Source organism: Novosphingobium sp. FG137 (genome assembly GCF_057809735.1).
This window is the reverse complement of the sequence record NZ_JBMDKN010000001.1, coordinates 970,621-988,306: the sequence shown is the minus strand read 5'-3', so window position 1 is coordinate 988,306 and position 17,686 is coordinate 970,621. Positions and strand designations below refer to the sequence as shown.

The 17,686-nt window shown below is 66.7% G+C and carries 18 protein-coding genes; 6 read left to right on the top strand and 12 right to left on the bottom strand.

Annotated elements, in window-relative coordinates; genetic code table 11:
• Positions 1-152 precede the first annotated feature (152 nt).
• The 5 genes from ACODS2_RS04490 to ccmA form a co-directional block, all read right to left on the bottom strand.
• Positions 153-671, bottom strand: a complete 519-nt coding sequence (locus tag ACODS2_RS04490; RefSeq protein WP_488997733.1) for a hypothetical protein — start codon at positions 669-671, stop codon at positions 153-155.
• 176 nt (positions 672-847) lie between these two features.
• Positions 848-1,231: a hypothetical protein gene (locus ACODS2_RS04485; protein ID WP_298173811.1), complete on the bottom strand. Its 384-nt coding sequence runs from the start codon at positions 1,229-1,231 to the stop codon at positions 848-850.
• Between the two features lie 38 nt (positions 1,232-1,269).
• Positions 1,270-2,277: a cysteine synthase A gene (locus tag ACODS2_RS04480; RefSeq protein ID WP_488997732.1), complete on the bottom strand. Its 1,008-nt coding sequence runs from the start codon at positions 2,275-2,277 to the stop codon at positions 1,270-1,272.
• Positions 2,278-2,510: 233 nt separating this feature from the next.
• The gene (ccmB, locus tag ACODS2_RS04475) at positions 2,511-3,170 is read right to left on the bottom strand and encodes a heme exporter protein CcmB (RefSeq protein WP_298173817.1); all 660 of its coding nucleotides are present in this window, start codon (positions 3,168-3,170) and stop codon (positions 2,511-2,513) included.
• A complete protein-coding gene (gene ccmA / locus ACODS2_RS04470; RefSeq protein ID WP_298173820.1) occupies positions 3,167-3,742 on the bottom strand; it encodes a heme ABC exporter ATP-binding protein CcmA in 576 nt (191 codons plus the stop codon). The genes ccmB and ccmA overlap by 4 nt, the downstream gene beginning before the upstream one ends.
• Positions 3,743-3,805: 63 nt before the next feature.
• Between ccmA and ACODS2_RS04465 the strand changes: the two genes are divergently transcribed.
• Both ACODS2_RS04465 and ACODS2_RS04460 read left to right on the top strand, forming a co-directional pair.
• The gene (locus tag ACODS2_RS04465; protein WP_298173823.1) at positions 3,806-4,099 is read left to right on the top strand and encodes a 4a-hydroxytetrahydrobiopterin dehydratase; all 294 of its coding nucleotides are present in this window, start codon (positions 3,806-3,808) and stop codon (positions 4,097-4,099) included.
• A 104-nt stretch (positions 4,100-4,203) separates the two neighbouring features.
• Complete coding sequence (locus tag ACODS2_RS04460) at positions 4,204-4,980, top strand: hypothetical protein (RefSeq protein ID WP_488997731.1); 777 nt, start codon at positions 4,204-4,206, stop codon at positions 4,978-4,980.
• Here ACODS2_RS04460 and ACODS2_RS04455 read toward each other — a convergent pair whose 3' ends face one another.
• Entirely contained in the window at positions 4,981-5,784 is an 804-nt protein-coding gene (locus ACODS2_RS04455; protein ID WP_488997730.1) for an SDR family oxidoreductase, read from the bottom strand.
• Between the two features lie 32 nt (positions 5,785-5,816).
• Positions 5,817-6,434, bottom strand: a complete 618-nt coding sequence (locus tag ACODS2_RS04450; protein ID WP_488997729.1) for a DNA-3-methyladenine glycosylase family protein — start codon at positions 6,432-6,434, stop codon at positions 5,817-5,819.
• A gap of 138 nt (positions 6,435-6,572) precedes the next feature.
• Between ACODS2_RS04450 and ACODS2_RS04445 the strand changes: the two genes are divergently transcribed.
• From ACODS2_RS04445 to ACODS2_RS04435, 3 genes are all read left to right on the top strand, one after another.
• A complete protein-coding gene (locus tag ACODS2_RS04445) occupies positions 6,573-6,890 on the top strand; it encodes a 2Fe-2S iron-sulfur cluster-binding family protein (protein WP_298173835.1) in 318 nt (105 codons plus the stop codon).
• 381 nt (positions 6,891-7,271) lie between these two features.
• The gene (locus ACODS2_RS04440) at positions 7,272-9,587 is read left to right on the top strand and encodes a TonB-dependent receptor domain-containing protein (protein ID WP_488997728.1); all 2,316 of its coding nucleotides are present in this window, start codon (positions 7,272-7,274) and stop codon (positions 9,585-9,587) included.
• Positions 9,587-10,945: an alkaline phosphatase family protein gene (locus tag ACODS2_RS04435; protein ID WP_488997727.1), complete on the top strand. Its 1,359-nt coding sequence runs from the start codon at positions 9,587-9,589 to the stop codon at positions 10,943-10,945. Before ACODS2_RS04440 ends, ACODS2_RS04435 begins: the two co-directional genes overlap by 1 nt.
• 3 nt (positions 10,946-10,948) lie before the next feature.
• Here the strand turns inward: ACODS2_RS04435 and ACODS2_RS04430 are convergent, their stop codons facing one another.
• The 5 genes from ACODS2_RS04430 to ACODS2_RS04410 all read right to left on the bottom strand — a co-directional run bounded on the left by ACODS2_RS04430 (position 10,949) and on the right by ACODS2_RS04410 (position 16,323).
• A complete protein-coding gene (locus tag ACODS2_RS04430; RefSeq protein ID WP_488997726.1) occupies positions 10,949-12,616 on the bottom strand; it encodes a formate--tetrahydrofolate ligase in 1,668 nt (555 codons plus the stop codon).
• A 350-nt stretch (positions 12,617-12,966) separates the two neighbouring features.
• Positions 12,967-13,461: a DUF427 domain-containing protein gene (locus ACODS2_RS04425; RefSeq protein ID WP_488997725.1), complete on the bottom strand. Its 495-nt coding sequence runs from the start codon at positions 13,459-13,461 to the stop codon at positions 12,967-12,969.
• Between the two features lie 128 nt (positions 13,462-13,589).
• Positions 13,590-14,513, bottom strand: coding sequence for an N-acetyl-gamma-glutamyl-phosphate reductase (gene argC / locus ACODS2_RS04420; protein WP_488997724.1), 924 nt, complete (start codon positions 14,511-14,513; stop codon positions 13,590-13,592).
• Positions 14,510-14,914 carry an SH3 domain-containing protein gene (locus ACODS2_RS04415; RefSeq protein WP_488997723.1) on the bottom strand — a complete coding sequence of 135 codons (405 nt, stop codon included), beginning with the start codon at positions 14,912-14,914 and terminating at the stop codon, positions 14,510-14,512. The genes argC and ACODS2_RS04415 overlap by 4 nt, the downstream gene beginning before the upstream one ends.
• A complete protein-coding gene (locus ACODS2_RS04410) occupies positions 14,911-16,323 on the bottom strand; it encodes a leucyl aminopeptidase family protein (RefSeq protein WP_488997722.1) in 1,413 nt (470 codons plus the stop codon). Before ACODS2_RS04410 ends, ACODS2_RS04415 begins: the two co-directional genes overlap by 4 nt.
• A 118-nt stretch (positions 16,324-16,441) precedes the next feature.
• Here ACODS2_RS04410 and map point away from each other — a divergent pair, with 118 nt between their 5' ends.
• A complete protein-coding gene (map, locus tag ACODS2_RS04405; protein WP_488997721.1) occupies positions 16,442-17,275 on the top strand; it encodes a type I methionyl aminopeptidase in 834 nt (277 codons plus the stop codon).
• Positions 17,276-17,686 lie beyond the last annotated feature (411 nt).

Here is a 17,686-nt window from a genome sequence, read left to right as displayed (position 1 = left end):
CTTGGGGCAACCACGTAGCGCACCGGTGACTTGCCGGGGTTTCAGACGAAGTCACGCAATTCCGCCAGATTTCATGGTTAAGACGCGCAGCCGGGGAGCGGCTCCGCTTCGTTCCCGTGCTTTCCCGTGGTCGTTTCCCGCCGATTCCCGCGTCAGCGGGCAAAGGCCCGGCGCATCAGCGCGCGCAGCGCCTCGGCCCGGGATGCGGCTTCCGGGCCCTCGGCGGGTTCGAGCAGCGCGGCATCGGCCACGATCAGCGCGAAACCCCTGCCGATCCGGCACGCCGCGACGAGGCCGGCCTGCTCGATCCGGCAGTCCTGCGCAGGCCCCGGAAGCAGGGTGAGTTCACCCGGGGCATTCACGGGAAACGGCGTTCCCGCGCTTTCCCGCCCCTCGCCCGCATCGCGCAGCGCGAGGCCCCAATGCGCCAGGATCGGGCCCAGCAGCACGGTATCGGCGGGGCGGCGCGGATCGCCGAGCGCGAAGCGGGTTTCCGCCGTGAGCAGCGGATCGGCAAACAGCAGGAGGTGCCCCCCGCCCCGCAGCCATGCATCGAGCGCGACGTTCTCCGCCGGCTCCAGCGGACGCGGCTGCGCAACGAGAAGGTCGGCAAGCGGCCCCGGCGCGAGGAGCGTATCGAGCGGGACAAGGCTGCGGCCTTCCTCAAGCACGGGGCGCGCCCAGTGCGGCTTTCCGGACGGAGCAAGCTGCGCGCCCATCCCGTCTGCCTCGCTCCACAGGATCGGCAGGCTGGTGAACAGGCCGAGCGCGGGCGGCGGCGAAGCGCGCGTGCAACCGGCCAGCGCCAGTACGCCGGCGGCAAGGATCCAGATTGTGCGGCTGCCGCTCAGTTGCCGGGCGGGCGCGGTGCCTGGCGCGCGGGCTTGGCGCCGCCGGCCACCGGCAGTTCGGGCGCGACGCCCATATCGACCAGCGGATCGTTGGCCGTGCTGGGGCTTGCGCTGGGGCTGGCGGCGGCGGCAGGCGTTCCCGCCGTGGTGCGCTCGACCTGCTTGGCGCGGTCCATGATTACGTTGGCGAGGCTGACGATGAGCAGCATCCCGGCAAGGCCGAACAGCCCGATCTGCAGCCGGTGCACCGCTTGCGCGCGCAGTTCGCGCGGGCCGGGATACGCGGGCTGCAGCGCGGCGAGCCGCGCGGCTTCCGCCGGGGTTTCAGCCGCTGCGTCCGGGGACGGGCGGCGATCAGGGATGAGGCCGAAGAGTGCCATCCGCCCGATCTTAACCGCTTATGCCAGCGAGGGGAAGGTCATCCAAGCCAGGGAAACATGGGCAGGCCCTTCGCGCGCAGCCACTCCGGGTTGTAGAGCGAGGAGAGGTAGCGGAAGCCGGTGTCACACAGGATCGTCGCCACGCGCTTGCCGGGGCCGAGTTGCTTGCCCAGCGCCACTGCGCCCGCCACGTTGATCCCGCTCGAAAGGCCTAGGCACAGCCCTTCCTCTGCCAGCAGGCGGCGCACCCATTCGAGGCCTTCCTCGTCCGAGATGCGGAACTGCGTATCGATCGGCGCGCCTTCGAGGTTGGCGGTGATGCGCCCCTGCCCGATGCCTTCCGCGACCGAGGAGCCTTCGGCCTTCAATTCGCCGTGGGCATAGTAGTTGTAGAGCGCAGCGCCGTGCGGGTCGGCGAGGCCGATCGTCACGCTCTCGTCGAAAGCCTTGAGCCCGAAGCCGACCCCCGCGATCGTGCCGCCGGTGCCCGCTGCGCAGATGAAGCCATCGACGCGGCCTTCCATCTGCGACCAGATTTCGGGCGCTGTGCTTTCGATATGGGCGCGGCGGTTGGCGATATTGTCAAACTGGTTGGCCCAGATCGCACCTTCGGTTTCCTCGGCAATGCGGCGCGAGGTGTGGACGAAGTGCCCCGGATTGGAAAACGGCGCCGCAGGAACCAGCACCAGCTCGGCCCGCAGTGCGCGCAGCGTGTCCATCTTCTCGCGCGATTGCGTTTCGGGCATCACGATCACGGTCTTGTAGCCCAGCGCATTGGCGACAAGCGCAAGGCCGATGCCGGTGTTGCCCGCCGTGCCTTCAACGATGGTGCCGCCGTGCTTCAACAGGCCCTTCGCTTCAGCATCGCGCACGATCCACAGCGCGGCGCGGTCCTTCACCGAAGCGCCGGGGTTGGCGAACTCGCACTTCCCGTAGATCTCGCAGCCCGCAGCTTCACTCGGCCCCTTAAGGAGGACAAGCGGCGTGTTGCCGATCAGCGAGAGGGTATCGGCGAGGACGGCGGGTGGCGCGACGGTCTGGTTCATGAACGCGGAAGTAATGCGCCGCCGCGCTGCCCGCAATGCAATTGCGCTTGGGGGGCGGCAAGGGAGTGTGTTTCGCGCAAGGAGCACCGAGATGGTTTCGCGCAGAGGCGCAGAGGCGCGGAGGAGTTGGCGTTCGCGGCAAAGCCGCTTTTGATTTCGGCGCACCACCAGAGAAATTGCCTACGGCTTGAAGATAGTTCTCTGCGCCCCTGCGCCTCTGCGCGAAACCAATTTCACTCCCGCCCCGCCCGGATCGCGCCCGCCGCGGCAAACGGCGCGATGGCCAGCGCGGCAAGGCTCGATGCGGCGAGCAGCAGCAGCCCGCCCTCCCCGCCCGGCTGGAGCGAGCCCGCACCGAAGATCAGCAGCGGCACCGTCAGCGGTATCGCCAGCAGCCCGCCCAGCGCCGCCCCCGCGCGAAGGCCCGCCGTCAGCGCCGCGATGGTCACGCCGATCGCCGCCAGCCCCGGCGTGCCGAGCAGGAGCCCCAGCTCCACCGTCCACAGCTGCGCACCGTCCAGATTGAGCAACCCCGCCGCCAGCGGCGCCGCGAGCATGAGCGGCACGCCGAAGCTGAGCCAATGCGCAAGGATGCGCAGCGCAAGCACGCCTTCCTCGGCAATCCCGCGCAGCGCCCATTGATCAAAAAAGCCGGCCTCCAGATCGGGCTCCACCAACCGGTCCAACGGCAGGATCGCGGCCAGCAGCGCGGCGACCCAGATCACGCCCGCGCCGGTCCGCGCCAGCAGCTTGGCATCGGGGCCCACTGCAAAGGGATAGAGCATGGCAACCGCGAGGAAGAACAGCAGCGGCAGCAGCGCCCCGCCCCGTCCCGGCGCGCCCATCAGCAGCAGCGTCAGATCGCGGCGGAAGATCGTCCACAGCGCCCTCATGGCAGATGCTCCAGCAGCGAAAGCGTGCGCAGTTTCTGCAATTGCAGCGGCTGGTGCGAGGCGATCACCGCAATACCGCCGAGCGCGCGATGCGCCTCGATCGCGGCCTGCGCGCTGGCGCCCCAATGCGTGTCGAGCCCGTTCAGCGGCTCGTCGAGCAGCCAGATCCGGGCACCGCTCGCGGCCAGCCGCGCCAGCGCGGCGCGCTTGCGCTGACCGGTGGAAAGATAGCGCACCGGCACATCGAGTAGGTCTTCAAGCCCGAAATCGGCGCGCGCCTCGCCTGCGCGATCAACTTGCCGCCAGAACGCCAGCGCCTCGCCCAGCGGCCGGTGCGGATCGAGCGCGGGCCGTTCATCCGAAAGCGCCATCGCGCCCTCGTGCTCGACATGGCCGTTGTAGGCGCGCAGCAGGCCCGCCAGAATGCGCATAAGGCTCGATTTGCCGATGCCGTTGGGGCCGGAAAGGTGCAGCGCTTCCCCCCCGGTCAGTTCGAAGCCCACGCCCCGGAACAGCAGCCGGTCACCGCGCCGGCAGGCAAGATCATAGGCAGCGAGACGGCACGGTTGCATCGGTTCACGCGATAGGGGAAAGACGCCGCACTGCCAAGAAATCCTATGGCAAGGAGAGCCATTATGGTGATTGCCGCCCTCACCGATGCCGAACGCACCGCCGCCCTCGCCGCCCTCCCCCAGTGGTCGCTGCGCGAAGACGGCCTCGCCATCACCCGCACCTTCCGCTTCGCCGATTTCGCCGAGGCTTTCGGCTTCATGACCCGCGTGGCGATCCTTGCCGAAAAGGCCGATCATCACCCGGAGTGGTTCAACGTCTACAACCGCGTCGAAATCACGCTGACCACGCACGATGCAGGCGGGCTGAGCACGCGAGACGTGGCGCTGGCAAGCGCGATTGACGGGTTCGCGGGCTAGACCAGCCCAATTGCGTGGCCCAGCTGCGTGTCCCGATTGCTGCGGCAAGCCATTCCAGCTACGCAGAAATCCGCAGTCTGGGGCAAAGTGGAAGGACCGGGGGCATGCGCATCATTCTGGTGATCCTCAGCCTGCTTCTGGCCGCTTGCTCGCAGTCGCAGGTCCATGAAGCGCTCGCCACGCCGCAGGAGCAGTCCGTCGCTGTCCGCTTCATCGCAGCGCTGCAGTCGGGGCAGCTCGATACGGTCAAGGCCAGCATGGAGCCGCAGCTCTATGCGCAGACGCTCGGCATCGAGCGGTCGTTTCAGGCGGGCATCCCCAAGGCCACGAACACCAGGCTGGTAACCGTCGCCGTCCAGACCAACACGGTGAACGGCGTCTCGCAGACGCTGAAGGCGCTCAACTACGAATTCGGCGCGGGAACCAGATGGGCGGTGATCCAGATCGTCATGAAGGTGGCGCCCGGCGGGCCGCTCATCGTGGGATGGCATGCCGCGCCCTCTGACCATCAGCCGACCACCGGCGAGGCCTTCACGTTCGCAGGAAAAGGCGCGCTACACTACTTCTGGCTGGCCGCGATGGCGCTATCGACGCTCACGATCGTCACCGCGCTGATCCTCATCGGGCGCAGCACAGGCGTGCGGCGGCGCTGGCTCTGGGCCGTCGGGTCTGCTCTCGGCCTTGGCCAGTTCACGCTCAACTGGACGACCGGCGTGTGGATCTTCCGGCCGCTCGGCTTCTTCCTGCTGGGCAGTGCGGCGTTCAAGGCCTCGCCGTTCGACGCGTGGATGCTGTCGTTCTCGCTGCCGGTCGTCGCGGTAATCTTCCTGCTGCGCCGCAAGGCTCTGATAGCGCAGCCCGACGACACGAGCTTCGACTGATCAGCCCCCCATCGGCCGCCCAAGGCCGCTGACCTGCTTGCGCAAGGCCCCCGGCATCCAGCGCGCGGCAAAGGCGAGCTTCTTCGCGGTCTTGCCGACCAGCGTGTGGACCTTCTGCCCATGCACCGCCGCCCACGCCGCTTCGGCGACCTCGCTCACCGGCGTGATCTCGAGCCCGGCGGAACTGACCTGCCCCCGGATATCCGCGTTCGAAGCGCGATTGGGCGCGTGATCGAGCAGCGGGGTTTCGATGAAGCTCGGCATCAGATCGCGCACGCTGATGCCATCGTCCTTCCACTCGCCATCCAGCGATTCGGTAATCGCGCGCACGCCGAACTTGGTGGCCGCATAGATCGAGCCGCCGGGCATGCCATAGATCCCCGCCGCGCTCGCGGTGCTCAGCAGGCATGAGCCGGGGGCCGCAGCCTTGAGCCACGGATATGCCGCCTGCGCGCCGAAGATCACGCCCTTGAGGTTTATATCGAGCGTGCGTTCGACTTCCTCGGCGCTGCAATCGATCAACCGCCCGCCAAGGGGGATGCCGGCGTTGTTGAAAACGACATCGATCTTTCCGCCCGAGGCTTCGGCGCAGTCTGCCAGCGCCGCGTCCCATGCGGCGCGGTCGCGCACGTCCAGCTTGTGCTGCGAGGAAAAGCCTGCCGGGATCAGCGCGGCGGTGCCGGCCATCCCGTCCTCGTTGATATCGGCAATACCGACGAACCAGCCAGCCCGGCCAAACCGCTCGGCCACCGCGCGCCCGATGCCCGATGCGCCGCCGGTGATGAAAATCGTCTTTTGCGCCACAGCGTTACACCCTCTGTCGTTGGGACAGGAACTTAAAGCGCCGGATTGTTATAGCAATGCCACGTGAAAATGGCCGCTGCGCCGCGATGCGGGCGCCAGTCTTCGGCCATGGCGCGGGCTTCCTTCTCGCTCGGCCGTTCGGCAAGGCCGAGAAGCCTGGCCATGCCCGCCTGCACGGCCAGATCGCCCGCCGGCCAGATATCGGGCCGCCCTTCGGCAAACAGCAGGTAGATTTCCGCCGACCAGCGGCCAATGCCCTTGATCCGGGTGAGTTGCGCGATGGCTTCCTCGTCGTCCTCCGGCAACGAGTGGAGATCAAGCTCGCCCGTCACCACCAGTTCGCACAAAGACCGCGCATAGCCCTGCTTCTGGCGCGAAAGGCCGCAGGCGCGCAGCGAATCGAAGTCGGCGGCGAGCAGATCGTGCGGGGGCATATCGTCTCCCAGCAGTGCGGAAAGCTTGGTCCAGACCGAGGCCGCAGCGGCGACACTGACCTGCTGGCCCACGATCGTGCGCAGCAGCGTAGCATAGCCGCGCGGGCGGATTCGCGGCTCGGGATGGCCGACACGCGCGATGGCCTCGGCGATCAGCGGGCTCCTTTTGCCGACATGGGCGAGGCCCTCGGCGATCTGGCTGGCGGTGAGGCCCATACCTGTCCGTTTTCCTTTTGAGGCCATGATGCAGCGCAGCACCTTGCCAAAGTGCCCCCCGCGCGATAGCAGCCCCGGGCAAATGGGGCCAGAGAGCGCGGGATTCGTGCGTCCGGCTCTCAACAGGAGATAGGGTCGATGCCGAAGCTTGTCGTGGTGAACCGCTCGGGTGAAGAATCCACTGTCGAGGCCGCTGCCGGCCTGTCGGTGATGGAAGCGATCCGCGACAACGGCTTTGACGAACTCCTCGCGCTGTGCGGCGGCTGCTGCTCTTGCGCGACCTGCCACATCTATGTGGACCCCGCCTTCGCCGACAAGCTGCCGAAGATGAGCGAAGACGAGAACGACCTGCTGGAAAGCTCCGACCACCGGGGCGAAACCTCGCGCCTCTCGTGCCAGGTGCAGCTGACCGCCGATCTCGACGGCCTCAAGGTCACGATCGCACCGGAAGACTGAGCAGGGGCGCGCTGCGGCGCGCGTGCTTTTCGGAACGCAAAACGCCCCGCCGCGGAAACGCGAGCGGGGCGTTTTGGCATGTGCGATTCGAGCCTTCGGGGGCGGGGTGGAGAGCGCTCCGGAGCGGGGTTTCAGAAGGCCCACAGGTGGCCTCTTGCTGACTGAACGCATCCTGAACCTGGCCGCCACACACCGCGATCCGCCGCACTCTAACATCGTTTCGCCGTGGGCCATCATGAATTTCAATCCCATGTGGACTTTGTGCCGCGTTGCAACAAAGTGACACATGGAGAAGATGCAAGATTTGGAAATATAAACATAAAAGTGTCACAAATCGCTCTTAGCGGCCGCAACACTACAAAGGCCATGAGGGAGTTAACTATGCGCCTCGCTACCATCCTGCTCGCCACGACGGCATTCGCCGCCGCCGCATCCCCCGCGCTCGCGGCGTCCGAACCGCAGGCCGCTCCGGCTGCCGCCGCGACCGACGGTGCCGCCCCTGCCGACACCGGCGACGGTGAAGCCATCGTCGTCTACGGCACCGGCAAGACCCGCCAGGTCCAGGAGCTTTCGGGCGCCGATCTTGCCCTCCAGGCCGCCGGCACCAGCCCGCTGCGCGCGATCGCCAAGCTGCCTTCGGTGAACTTCCAGTCGGCCGATGCTTTCGGCACGTATGAATGGTCGACCCGCATCACCCTGCGCGGCTTCAACCAGAACCAGCTGGGCTTCAACCTCGACGGCATTCCGCTCGGCGACATGTCGTACGGCAACTATAACGGCCTCCACATCAGCCGTGCGGTCACTGCGGAAAACATCGGCTCGACTGTCGTCAGCCAGGGCTCGGGCGCGATCGACACGCAGTCGACCAACAACCTCGGCGGCACGCTCAACTTCTACACGCTCGATCCGAAGAACGCGCTCGGGCTCGACGCGAGCGGCACCTACGGCTCGAACAACACCTGGCGCGGCTTCCTGCGCGGCGGCATCGGCACGGAAAACGGCGCGCGCGCCTTCGCCTCGGTCGTCTATGCCACCACCGACAAGTGGAAGGGTGACGGCCAGCAGCGCCAGCTGAACGTCAACGCCAAGGGCATCCTGCCGCTGGGCAACGTGACGCTCGACGGCTACTTCAGCTATTCCGATCGCGCCGAGCAGGACTATCAGGACCTCAGCCTCGACCAGATCAACCGCCTCGGCTACGATTGGGACAACTTCGGCCCGGGCAAGTACGCGCTGGCCGTTCAGGTGGCCGACATTGCCGCCAACCGGGGCGAGACCGGCACTACCCCGCTCAACCCGGCTGCGGGCAAGGTCTATCCCTCGCCGATCAAGACCGCGGATGATGCCTATTACGACGCTTCGGGCCTGCGCCGCGACACGCTCGCCGCCGTCGGCCTCACCGCGCCGCTCGCCTCGGTGCTGACGCTGAAGCTCAAGACCTATCTCCACAAGAATTCGGGCCAGGGCACCTGGGGCACGCCCTATGTCAACAGCCCGACCGGCGTGCCGATGGCGCTGCGCACCACCGAATACGACATCAACCGCAAGGGTGTGTTCGGCAGCCTCAACGCCGATCTCGGCATGAACAACATCACCGTGGGCGCGTGGTACGAAAACAATGATTTCAACCAGGCGCGGCGCTTCTATGCCTATGCCAGCCGCACCAATCCGGGCCGCGACCACCTGAAGTTCCAGCACGATCCGTTCGCGACGCAGTGGGACATCGATTTCAACACCAAGACGTTCCAGTACTACGTCGAGGACGAGATCAAGTTGGGTGACGCCAAGATCAGCCTCGGCTGGAAGGGCTTCAAGGTGGACAACCACGCCAACCCGATCGTCGCGGGCGGACGCACCAAGGGCGATCTTTCGACCACGGACTGGTTCCAGCCGCACGCGGGCATCAGCTACCGCTTCTCGCCCGCGATCGAGGCTTTCGCCGGCTTCACGCAGGTGACGCGCGCCTTCGCCTCGGCCACCACGGCAGGTCCGTTCTCCTCGAGCCAGGCCGGGTTCGACGCGATCAAGCCCTTCCTCAAGCCCGAGCAGTCGGACACGTACGAGGCTGGTCTGCGCTACAACAGCGGCATCTTCCACGGTGTGCTCGCAGGCTACCTGGTGAACTTCCGCAACCGCCTGCTGGCGATCCCGACCTCGGTGGGCATCGTCGGCGCGGCCAACGCGCTGCAGAACGTCGGTGGCGTGCGCTCGGCGGGCATCGAGGCAAGCGGCGAGCTGCGCATCGGCCACGGCTGGTCGGTGCTGGCTTCGTACAGCTACAACGACAACACCTACCGCGACGACGTGGTGATCCGGGCCAACGGCACCGTCACCACGATCCCCACCGCCGGGAAAACCGTGACCGACAGCCCCAAGCACCTTGTCCATGGCGAAGTTTCGTACGATCAGGGGCCGCTCTATGGCCGCGTCGGGGTTGATTACATGTCGAAGCGTTACTTCACCTACACCAACGACCAGTCGGTCCCCGGCCGCGCGCTCGTCGATGCGACACTCGGCTACCGGTTCGATCTGGGCATGCGCAAGCCGGTGGAGCTGCAGATCAACGCAACCAACCTGTTCGACAAGCGCTATGTCGCCACGATCGGTTCGAACGGCTTCGGCAACAGCGGCGACAACCAGACGCTGCTCGCCGGTGCCCCGCGTCAGGTCTTCGCGACCGTGAAGGTGGGCTTCTGATGCGCCGCGCGCTTCCTCTCGCCCTTGCGCTCATCGCCCCGGTGCTTTCTGGCGCAGCGGCAGAGGAAGCGCGCGCCGCTCCTGTCCTCCTTATCTCGATCGATGGATTGCGCCCCGGCGACGTGCTCGACGCCGAGGCTCGCGGCCTCAGGGTCGAGACCTTGCGCCGCTTCGTGACCGAGGGCGCCTATGCCACGGGCGTCGTCGGCGTGCTGCCCTCGGTTACTTATCCCAGCCATACCACGCTGATCACCGGCGTATCGCCGGCCAAGCATGGCATCGTGAACAACACCACCTACGATCCCACCCAGATCAACCAGAGCGGCTGGTTCTGGTATGCCGAGGACAACAAGGCCCGCACCCTGTGGGATGCGGCCCGTGATGCCGGCCTCACCACCGGCAACGTCCACTGGCCGGTTTCCGTCGCGGCGAAGAATGTGACGTGGAACCTCCCGCAGATCTGGCGCACCGGCCATCCCGACGACCGCAAGCTGGTCAATGCGCTGGCGACACCGGGCCTTGTCGGCGATCTGGAGACGGCGACCGGCGCGGCCTACGCCGATGGCAAATCCGAAGACCTGCTGGGCGACCAGATCCGCACCGAATTCGGCGTGGGGATGATCGTGAAGTACCAGCCCGGCTTCATGACGATGTATCTCGCCGCGCTGGACCATACCGAGCATGAGACCGGCCCGGGCTCCGCCGAATCGCACGCGGCGCTTGAGCAGATCGACGGTTTCGTCGGCGAACTCGTCGCGGCCGAAATGCAGGTCCATCCCGATGCGGTGATCGCGCTCGTCAGCGATCACGGATTTGCGCCGGTGGATACGGTGATCAACCTCTACCGCCCGTTCATCGATGCCGGGCTCGTGACGCTGGGGCCGGACGGCAAGATCGCCTCCGCCGATGCAACGCCGTGGGGCTCGGGAGGCTCGTTCGCGATCCGCCTGGCGCGGCCGAACGATGCCGCGCTGAAAGCCAGGGTCAAGGCCGTGCTCGACAAGCTGGCCGCCGATCCCGCTGCCAAGTTCGAACGCGTGATCGAAGGCCCCGCCATCGCGGCCGAGGGGGCCAATCCCGACGCCAGCTTCTATGTGAACCTCAAGATCGGCGCCGTGGCCGGTCCGTTCGTGAACGGCACCCTGCCGCTGTCGTTCCCCTCGCCGGTCAAGGGCATGCACGGCTATTTCCCCGCCGCGCCCGAAATGCGCTCCACCTTCATGATCATGGGCAAGGGCATTCCCAAGGGCCGCAAGCTGGGCGAAATCGACATGCGCGCAATCGCGCCGACGCTGGCCAAGCTGATGGGCGGCACGCTGCCCGAAGCTGAAAAGCCGGCGATCAGCTTCGGGAAGTAGGGCCTAGAAGAGGCCCTCGATCCGCCCTTCGGGATTGATGTGGATGCGTTCTGCCGCGGGCACCTGCGGCAGGCCGGGCATGGTCATGATCTCGCCGCAGATCGCGACGACAAAGCCCGCGCCCGCCGAAAGCCGCACTTCGCGCACCGGGATCACATGGCCGGTCGGCGCGCCCAGCGCGGCAGGATCGGTGGAGAAGCCATACTGCGTCTTGGCGATGCACACCGGCAGCGCGCCGTGCCCCTGCTCTTCCCACGCGGCGAGCTGCGTCCGCACCGCCGGATCGGCAATCGCGCATTCGGCGCGGTAGATGCGGGTGGCGATGGTGTTGATCTTCTCGAATAGCGGCAGCGCATCATCATAGAGCGGCGCGAACTGCGAGGGCGTTTCGGCCAACTGCACCACCCGCTCGGCCAGATCGACCGCACCCGCGCCGCCTTCAGCCCAGTGCGTGCAGACCAGCGCCTGCGAGCCATGCGCGGCGGCGATGGCCTGCACAGCGGCAATCTCCTCGTCGCTGTCGGTCGGGAAGCGGTTGATCGCGACGACCGCAGGCACGCCGAACTGGCGCACGTTCTCGATATGCCGCACGAGGTTCACCCCGCCGCGCTTCACCGCCTCGACATCGGCCGGCGCCAGTGCATTCTTGGCAACGCCGCCGTTCATTTTCAGCGCGCGCACCGTGGCGACGATCACCGCCGCCGCCGGTTTGAGGCCGGCCTGCCGGCACTTGATATCGAAGAACTTTTCCGCGCCGAGGTCTGCGCCAAAGCCCGCCTCGGTCACCACATAGTCCGCCAGCGCCAGCCCCGCGCGCGTCGCCCGCACCGAATTGCAGCCATGGGCGATATTGGCAAACGGGCCGCCGTGGACGAGCGCAGGATTGCCTTCCAGCGTCTGCACCAGATTGGGCTTGATCGCCTGCGCCAGCAGCACGGCCATCGCGCCATCGGCCTTCAGTTCGCGGGCGGTGACGGGGCGGCCACTGCGCGTATAGCCGACCACGATCCGCCCGAGCCGCGCTTCCAGGTCCTCGAGATCTTCGGCGAGGCACAGGATCGCCATGACTTCCGAAGCGACGGTGATATCGAACCCGGATTCGCGCGGGAACCCGTTGGCCCGCCCGCCCAGCCCTTGCGCGATATCGCGCAGCGCGCGGTCGTTGATATCGAGCACGCGCCGCCACACGATCCGCCGCACATCAAGATCGAGCGCGTTGCCCCAGTAGACGTGGTTGTCGATCATCGCGGCGAGCAGATTGTGCGCGCTGGTGATCGCATGGAAATCGCCGGTGAAGTGGAGGTTGATATCCTCCATCGGCACGACTTGCGCGTAGCCGCCGCCAGTCGCCCCGCCCTTGGTGCCGAAACAGGGGCCAAGCGAGGGTTCGCGAAGGGCCAGCATGGTGCGCTTGCCGATCCGGTTCAGCGCATCGGCAAGGCCGACCGAGGTCGTCGTCTTGCCCTCGCCCGCCGGGGTGGGGTTGATCGCGGTGACAAGGATCAGCTTGCCCGGCGCCTTGCCCGCCTCGGCTTCGAGCAGCGCCAGATCGAGCTTGGCCTTGTAGTGGCCATAAGGTTCGACTGCCGCAGCCGGGATTCCGGCGCGCTCGGCAATCTGGAGGATGGGCTTCAGCGTCGCGGCGCGCGAGATCTCGATGTCGGATGGCATCCAGTCTTTTTACTTATGATGGCACGCAGAGCAAGCGTCCTTCCCGCGTAGAGCCGGGTCTTTGCTTGCAGGAAGATCATCCCATTTGATACGTTCAAAGTATAATCGCTGCGAGTATTCTATCAAATGATAGCATTTTTGGAATTTCTCAATGTGTTCAACGGCTGGAATCTATGGCCAATCGTCTCAAGCCTCACCCTCTTGGCAGTCGTTGTGTTCCCGATCGCGGTAATCACTGCAATCTGGGACAAATGGTTTCGCAGAGACGACTGAACGCGCGCCAGCGTTTCAAGCAGCTCACGCAGACGTTCCTGCCATTCCGCCATGCCCGCCCGGATATGGCGAAGCCCCTACCAGCCCCTGCTGCCCGGCCCGCCCTTGAAGGGGCCAGCCACCTTGCTGGTGATCCAGCCGCCATAGAATCCGCCGGCCTGCGGAATCACCGTCTCGCCATCCACACTGCACCGATCGAAGGGCGCCGCATAGAACGCGACATGATCCTTGAGCGCCAGGAAACCGCGCGTGGGATTGGGGTAGCTCCAGCCGACCTGCGGCAGGACTTCGCCATCGACCACGACATCCCAGTACGCTGCCGCGCCCTTCCATTCGCACATCGATGAGCCGGAGGCCCGCCGCAGCACCCCCGGCGCGATGTCATCCGGATGGATGTAGTAGCTTGGCGGATGGCTGGTCTCGAGCGTCTGCACGCTGCGGCGCGTATCGGCGATGATCTGCCCGCGATGCGCGATCACCACATGCGCGGTGCATGGCCGCGCAATGGCCGGGCGGGGATAGTCCCAGACACTCTCCTGCCCGGGCAGGACGGGATCAGGCTTAGGCCACACGCTTCATACCTCTTGCCACCAACCCAACCTCCGTTCGTGTCGAGCGAAGTCGAGACACCAGACGCGTTGGGTGGTGTCTCGACTTCGCTCGACACGAACGGCAAGGGTTCGGAAAACGCAAGAGGGCCTTAGAGGCGCAGCCCCGCCATCTCCGGCAAGCCGCTCATCAGATTGAGGCTCTGCACCGCCGCACCGCTGGCGCCCTTGCCGAGATTATCAAGCAGCGCGACGAGCCGTGCCTGCGTGCCATCCTTGCTGCCGAAAACATAGAGGTCGAGCCCGTCGCGCGGGGCATCAGAGCGACGCAGCAGCAGTTCGTCCGGCACGCCATCGAGCACACGCACCAGCGGGCTGCCCGCATAGAACGCCGCCAGCGCCTCGCGCAGGGCATCGGGCGCAGCGGCGCCGGGGATGGCAGCGAGCGGCACCGGAACTTCGACGACCATGCCGCGATGTGCGGGGACCACCGCAGGCGCGAAGATCGGGGCATGGGTCAGGCCGGCGTGCCCCTGCATCTCGGCCACATGCTTGTGCCCAAGGCCAAGGCCATAAGCGCGGAAAGCGATTTCAGGATCGTCTTCAAAGCGCGCGATCAGCGCCTTGCCGCCGCCCGAGTAGCCCGAGACGGCATTGACCGTGTAGGGCCAGTCCGCCGGCAGCAGCCCCGCGCGCAGCAAGGGCACCAGCAGGCCGAGGAAGCCGGTGGGGTAACAGCCGGGGTTGGAAACGCGCTTGGCATGGGCCACCGCGTCACGGCCGACGATCTCGGGAAAGCCGTAAGTCCAGCCCGGCGCGACCCGGTGTGCGGTCGAGGCATCGATCACGCGGGTCGTGTCATTGGTGATCAGCGAAACCGCCTCGCGCGCGGCATCATCGGGCAGGCACAGGATCGCGACATCCGCCGCATTGAGCGCTTCGGCGCGCGCGCCTGCGTCCTTGCGCTCGGCATCGCTCAACGCGATCAGGCCGAACTCGGTGCGGCCCGCAATCCGGTCGGCGATCTCGAGGCCGGTTGTGCCCGCGGCGCCGTCGATGAAGACCTGTACGGTCATGGCTCCAGCGCCGTCAGCGGCAGATAGCCGACGAGGCCATCCTCGCCCTGCTGTCCCCAGCCCCAGCCGCCTGCCTTGTCGAGCAGGTTGAACGTCTCTCCCGCCGCCAGTGCGCCGATCATGTCTGCATCATCGCGCCCCGCCGTGCGCAAGGTGGCGCCCTCCGCCCCCACCGTGCGCGGCGTCGGCACCGCATAGTGCGAGACGAAGACCTGCCCGGCATAGCGCACATGCGCCAGATCGCCGCGCACCGCGCGGGTATGCGCATGCGTATCGAACTTGGGCGCAGGACCCGTCAGCGCGTGCGATGTGTTCAGGCTGGGCAGGATCAGTTCGGTCACGTCAGGCTTTCCGGCAAAGACGAAAGCCGGGCGCTTATAGGCATCGGGCTCAGGGTTCAAGGCATGCGCTCTTTTCCAAAGCGGGACTGGATCAGCCCCCAACTCGCGCGCAGGCCCAGCGCTTCGCCGCCTTTGGGCCGGCCGGGCTTGGCGGCGGGGCGCCACGCGAAGGTATCGAAGTGCGCCCAGTCCACCCCCTCGACCACGAACCGGTCAAGGAACAGCGCCGCAACCGTCGCCCCTGCAAACCCGCCCGAGGGGCTGTTCTGCAGGTCCGCGACATCGGACTTGAGCATCTCGCGGTAGCCATCATGCAGCGGCAGCCGCCAGCACGGATCGTCGCGTTCGAGGCCGGCAGACAGGAGGCCATTCGCCGTCTCATCCGTCCGCGCGAACATCGCCGGAAGATCGGGTCCGAGCGCAACGCGCGCCGCACCCGTCAGCGTCGCGAAATCGATCAGCAGTTCGGGCTTGGTCTCGCAGGCGCGCACCAGCGCATCGCCCAGCACCAGCCGCCCCTCGGCATCGGTGTTGGTGATCTCGACCGAAAGCCCCGCGCGCGAGCGCAGCACGTCGCCGGGGCGGAAAGCGTTGCCCGAAACCGCGTTCTCCACCGCCGGGACCAGCACATGCAGCCGCACCGGCAGCCCCGCACCCATCACGAGGCCCGCGAGCGCCAGCGCATGCGCCGCGCCGCCCATGTCCTTCTTCATGAGCGCCATGGCCGAGCTCGGCTTCATGTCGAGCCCGCCGGAATCGAAGCACACGCCCTTGCCGACGATGGCGAGGCGCGGGTGCGCGGGATCGCCCCATTCAATCTCGATCAGCCGGGGCGCATGGCTGCGAGCGGCCGCACGGCCCACCGCGTGGACCATCGGATAGTCCCGCTCCAGCGCATCGCCCGAAACGACATGGATCACCGCGTGATGCGCCTTGGCGAGCGCGCGCGCCTCCGCCTCAAGCTGTGCGGGGCCCATGTCCTCCGCCGGGGTATTGACCAGATCGCGCACCAGAATGACCGCCTCGGCCTCCGCAAGCGCCGCATTCATCGCGCCGAGCGCGCCTGTCAGCAGCAGCCGCGCGCCTTTATCGGAAGGCTCGCTGCGATAGCGATCAAAGCGGTACTGCGCGAGCCGCCAGCCGATCAGCGCGGGGCCTTCCGCGCCGGGGCTGGCGAGCCGATAGGTCCCTGCCGGCAGCCGGTCCGCCAATGGCGCAAGACACCAGCTCGAAAGCTTCGCCGGATCGGCCACGCCCGCCACCGCGAACCATCCTTCGCCCGCGCCCGCAGCATCGGGCACGATCGCGATCTCGCCCGCGCCGCCTTCGAAGCCTTGGCCCGCAAGCACTGCGCGCTGCGCGGCGGTGAGGCCCGCAAGCCAGCCGGGCAGGCCCGCCTTGTCGATCAGGTGGAGCGGAATGGCCTTCTGGCCGCGATCGGGCTGGATCAGTGCATCGAGCTGGTTCATCGTAGCCACGATCCTTGCCGCAGCTTGGCGGCGAGTGCGAGAGGAAACTGCACAGGGCCGCATGCCAGCACGGCGCAGCGCCCTCGCAATTTCCGCACAGACACGCTAAATGCCTTCCATGACCGACTATGTGATCGCCGACGAGACCGATGTGATGCCGCGTGACGGCACGATAAAGCTGCATGGGCCTGCGGGCTTTGAAGGCATGCGCAAGGCCGGACGCCTTGCGGCTGAAATCCTCGATGCACTGGTGCCGATGGTCCAGCCCGGCGTCAGCACCGCCGCGATCGATGATGTCGTGCGGCAGATGACCCTCGATGGCGGCGCCGTCCCTGCCACATTGGGCTATCGCGGCTATACCCATTCGTGCTGCATCTCGATCAACCATGTGGTGTGCCACGGCATCCCGTCCGAAAGCCGCATCCTGCGCGAGGGCGATATCGTCAATATCGACGTGACGCCGCTGCTTGATGGCTGGCACGGGGATTCCAGCCGGATGTACCTCGTCGGCGATGTCGCGCTCAAGGCGAAGCGGCTGGTCGATGTTACCTACGAATGCCTGATGATCGGCATCGAGCAGGTCCGCCCCGGCGCGCGGCTCGGCGATATCGGCGCGGCGATCCAGGCCCATGCGGAGCGGCACCGCTACGGCGTGGTGCGCGAGTTTTGCGGCCACGGTCTGGGGCGCCTGTTCCACGATGCGCCCGAAGTGATCCACGCCGCACACAAGGGCACCGGCCCCGAACTGAAGCCCGGCATGTTCTTCACGATCGAGCCGATGATCAACCTCGGCAAGGCGGGGGTGAAGCTGCTCGACGATGGCTGGACGGCAGTGACGCGCGACCGCTCGCTTTCCGCGCAGTTCGAACATTCAATCGCCGTGACCGAAACGGGCTGCGAGATCTTCACGCTGAGCCCCGCGGGCCTGCACCGCCCGCCCTACGCGGCCTGAAGAACCCCTCCGACCCGCCTGCGGCGGGCCACCTCCCCATTTGTGCTTTGCAAAAATGGGGAGGACCTGAAGCGCCGCTTTATCGGTCCTCCCCGTTTTCACGAAGTGCAAATGGGGAGGTGGCGCGCGCGAAGCGCGTGACGGAGGGGCCATCTGCCCAAAAATAAGGCAGACCTTGCGCAAATCTTGTGCACCAATCCGCCTTTTCCGCGCAACTTGCGCAATGCAACGGTGCGCATGCGCCTTGCATTCTTGCCAGACATGCCGCTTTTCCGGCTTTCGCGGCGCCCATTCCTGTCCTAGTGGAGGGTAGTACCCGCGTGGCACGATTCTTGGATAGCTGATCCGGTATCGGGCTCCGTACGAATACCAACACCGCCGGTCAGGGCCGCAAGGCCGGGAACCGGTCTG

Coding starts and splice junctions, on each gene's coding strand:
- argC (WP_488997724.1), bottom strand. CDS start 14,513: ATGACCGTACAGGTCTTCATCGACGGCGCCGCGGGCACAACCGGCCTC.
- ACODS2_RS04485 (WP_298173811.1), bottom strand. CDS start 1,231: ATGGCACTCTTCGGCCTCATCCCTGATCGCCGCCCGTCCCCGGACGCA.
- ACODS2_RS04450 (WP_488997729.1), bottom strand. CDS start 6,434: ATGGGCCTCACCGCCAGCCAGATCGCCGAGGGCCTCGCCCATGTCGGC.
- ACODS2_RS04460 (WP_488997731.1), top strand. CDS start 4,204: ATGCGCATCATTCTGGTGATCCTCAGCCTGCTTCTGGCCGCTTGCTCG.
- ccmA (WP_298173820.1), bottom strand. CDS start 3,742: ATGCAACCGTGCCGTCTCGCTGCCTATGATCTTGCCTGCCGGCGCGGT.
- ACODS2_RS04440 (WP_488997728.1), top strand. CDS start 7,272: ATGCGCCTCGCTACCATCCTGCTCGCCACGACGGCATTCGCCGCCGCC.
- map (WP_488997721.1), top strand. CDS start 16,442: ATGACCGACTATGTGATCGCCGACGAGACCGATGTGATGCCGCGTGAC.
- ACODS2_RS04465 (WP_298173823.1), top strand. CDS start 3,806: ATGGTGATTGCCGCCCTCACCGATGCCGAACGCACCGCCGCCCTCGCC.
- ACODS2_RS04445 (WP_298173835.1), top strand. CDS start 6,573: ATGCCGAAGCTTGTCGTGGTGAACCGCTCGGGTGAAGAATCCACTGTC.
- ACODS2_RS04430 (WP_488997726.1), bottom strand. CDS start 12,616: ATGCCATCCGACATCGAGATCTCGCGCGCCGCGACGCTGAAGCCCATC.
- ACODS2_RS04480 (WP_488997732.1), bottom strand. CDS start 2,277: ATGAACCAGACCGTCGCGCCACCCGCCGTCCTCGCCGATACCCTCTCG.
- ACODS2_RS04410 (WP_488997722.1), bottom strand. CDS start 16,323: ATGAACCAGCTCGATGCACTGATCCAGCCCGATCGCGGCCAGAAGGCC.
- ACODS2_RS04435 (WP_488997727.1), top strand. CDS start 9,587: ATGCGCCGCGCGCTTCCTCTCGCCCTTGCGCTCATCGCCCCGGTGCTT.
- ccmB (WP_298173817.1), bottom strand. CDS start 3,170: ATGAGGGCGCTGTGGACGATCTTCCGCCGCGATCTGACGCTGCTGCTG.